This window comes from Enterobacter sp. GER_MD16_1505_Eko_090 (assembly GCF_003331015.1).
GTDB classification, from domain to species: Bacteria; Pseudomonadota; Gammaproteobacteria; order Enterobacterales; family Enterobacteriaceae; genus Enterobacter; species Enterobacter roggenkampii.
In genome coordinates, this window is sequence record NZ_PUQF01000054.1 from 1 (window position 1) to 2,284 (window position 2,284).

A 2,284-nucleotide genomic window follows, 5' to 3' on the forward strand; every position below is an offset into this window, starting at 1 on the left:
TACCAGCGTACGGCCCACAGAATGATGTCACGCTGAAAATGCCGGCCTTTGAATGGGTTCATGTGCAGCTCCATCAGCAAAAGGGGATGATAAGTTTATCACCACCGACTATTTGCAACAGTGCCGTTAAAGTTTACCGGACTGTTGCCGATAATCTTATTAACGTTATGACAGCCCTCTACGCAACGGTAGACCCCATAGACATTGTCAGATTTCAGACCAGCCCTCACCGGCTTGTCTTTTTTGGCAGGACGCTCCGGGGTATTAAATGGTCGTGTCTGACACACTCCATTCAGGCACACTGATACCGATAACAGATCTCGTTAATCAAAATATGATTCCTCATAAATAAGTCTGGAGGCACCAGTTATTTGTCAGGGACACCGGGGTCCGAAATAACCAGTTTCATTCACGAGTAATAAAATGAAAATCAAAGACTTTAGTGTGGGTATCAGGCTGGCTGGCAGCTTCAGCCTAATTCTGGTTCTTGTCATGATCATGACAGTGACCGGAGTGGGGTACCTGTACTCTATGCTCACTTCCACCGAGCGCGTGACGGATTATTATCTTCTGCAGGAGCGTATGGCGAATGAATGGCAGACCGGTATTGAATCAAACGGTGCGCTTGGACTGGTTCTGCTGACGTCGGGGGACCCGGATATCAGGACATATGCACAGCAGCGGATAGAGAAAACCGCTGCTCGCGTGGATATACTGCAGGATAAATTTAACAGGGAGTTTAATTCAGAGCAGGGTATTAAGCTGCTGAAAACCATTGGTGAAAAGCGTCAGGTGTATGCAGATACCCTGGTAAAAGCTCTTCAGATCAGTGAGCAGGGGGACCGTGAAGCCCTGAACAACTTCATTCGGTCACAGCAGTTACCGATCATAAATGACTACATTGCCAGTCTGCAGGCACTGGTGGAATACGAAAAAACAAGCATAGATAAAGCGGATGAAGTTATCCATGATAATGGTACGAAAGCCATACTGACACTGATCATCACTGGGTGTATGGCGCTTCTTCTGGGAGGTGTGCTGGCATGGCTGATCACCAGAAGCATTACCTGTCCGTTGATTTCAGCCGTCCGGATTGCCCGGGAAGTGGCGGAAGGTAACCTGTGTGTGGAGATTAAAGTGGACTCACAGGACCAGCTGGGGCAACTGATGCAGGCACTGCGTGATATGTGCGGGAGTCTGAGTAACACCGTCCGGGAAGTACGTCAGGGAGCGGACAATATTGCGCTGACTGCAGCAGAAATCAGCAGTGGTAATACAGACCTGTCAGCCCGCACCGAAGAGCAGGCTGCCGGTGTGGAACAGACGGCGGCCACTCTGGAACAACTGACGGCCACCATAAACAATACTGCCGGCAATACAGCACAGGTTTACCAGTTTGTGACAGAAACAACGGCCATTGTGAAACAGAATGGAGTGGTCATGAGTGAGGTGTCTTCCCGGATGCAGGAGATTTACGACACCTCGTCTGAAATGACAGCCATCATCCAGGTCATCGACGGGATTGCCTTCCAGACCAACATTCTCGCGCTTAATGCTGCCGTGGAAGCCGCACGCGCCGGCGAGTCCGGCCGTGGATTTGCGGTTGTGGCCGGAGAGGTTCGTAATCTGGCTCAGCGCAGTGCTTCTGCCGCGCGGGAAATAAAAGAGCTCATTGATGACTCCGTTTCCCGCATTGCATCCGGCCGTACCCTGGTTGAAAAAGCAGACAGGGGAATGGAGGATATCATCAGTAACGTCCAGAGCATGGAAGGGCTGATTGACGAAATAGCCAAGGCCAGTCGTGAGCAGGGAGATGGTATTGCCCAGATTAACAGCGCCATGGGCCAGATAGACAGCACCACCCAACAAAATGCAGCTCTGGTGGAACAGTCTGCAGCCACTGCCGCTTCGTTGCAGAATCAGTCACGGATTCTGCAGGAGAAGGTGAGCGTATTTCGTCTCCGTGATAATAAAAAACGCGATGCTGAACGAAAAAATACCATAGTACCGACAATCAGCAACACCAGCCCGCAGAGTAAGGTTAAAGCGGTAAAGTCCGTTCGTGAAACGGAACAACACGCCAGCGAGAACTGGGAAACCTTCTGACCCCCGACAACAGCGGGATCCTGTCGTTCCCGTTTTGTCAGCCATAATCTCCCGGCATGGTGTTCGCACTGTGCCGGTTATTTACAGGCGACAGGTGATGCTGCCAACTTACTGATTTAGTGTATGATGGTGTTTTTGAGGTGCTCCAGTGGCTTCTGTTTCTATCAGCTGTCCCTCC

At 50.7% G+C, this 2,284-nt stretch carries 1 protein-coding gene; it reads left to right on the plus strand.

Going from position 1 to position 2,284, the window contains the following annotated elements; genetic code table 11:
• The first annotated feature begins 423 nt into the window (after positions 1-423).
• The gene (locus C6A40_RS24655) at positions 424-2,106 is read left to right on the plus strand and encodes a methyl-accepting chemotaxis protein (RefSeq protein ID WP_069325468.1); all 1,683 of its coding nucleotides are present in this window, start codon (positions 424-426) and stop codon (positions 2,104-2,106) included.
• The last annotated feature ends 178 nt before the right edge of the window (positions 2,107-2,284 follow it).

Excerpts from the sequence above, each read along its gene's own strand:
- C6A40_RS24655 (WP_069325468.1), top strand. The coding sequence starts at position 424 with ATGAAAATCAAAGACTTTAGTGTGGGTATCAGGCTGGCTGGCAGCTTC.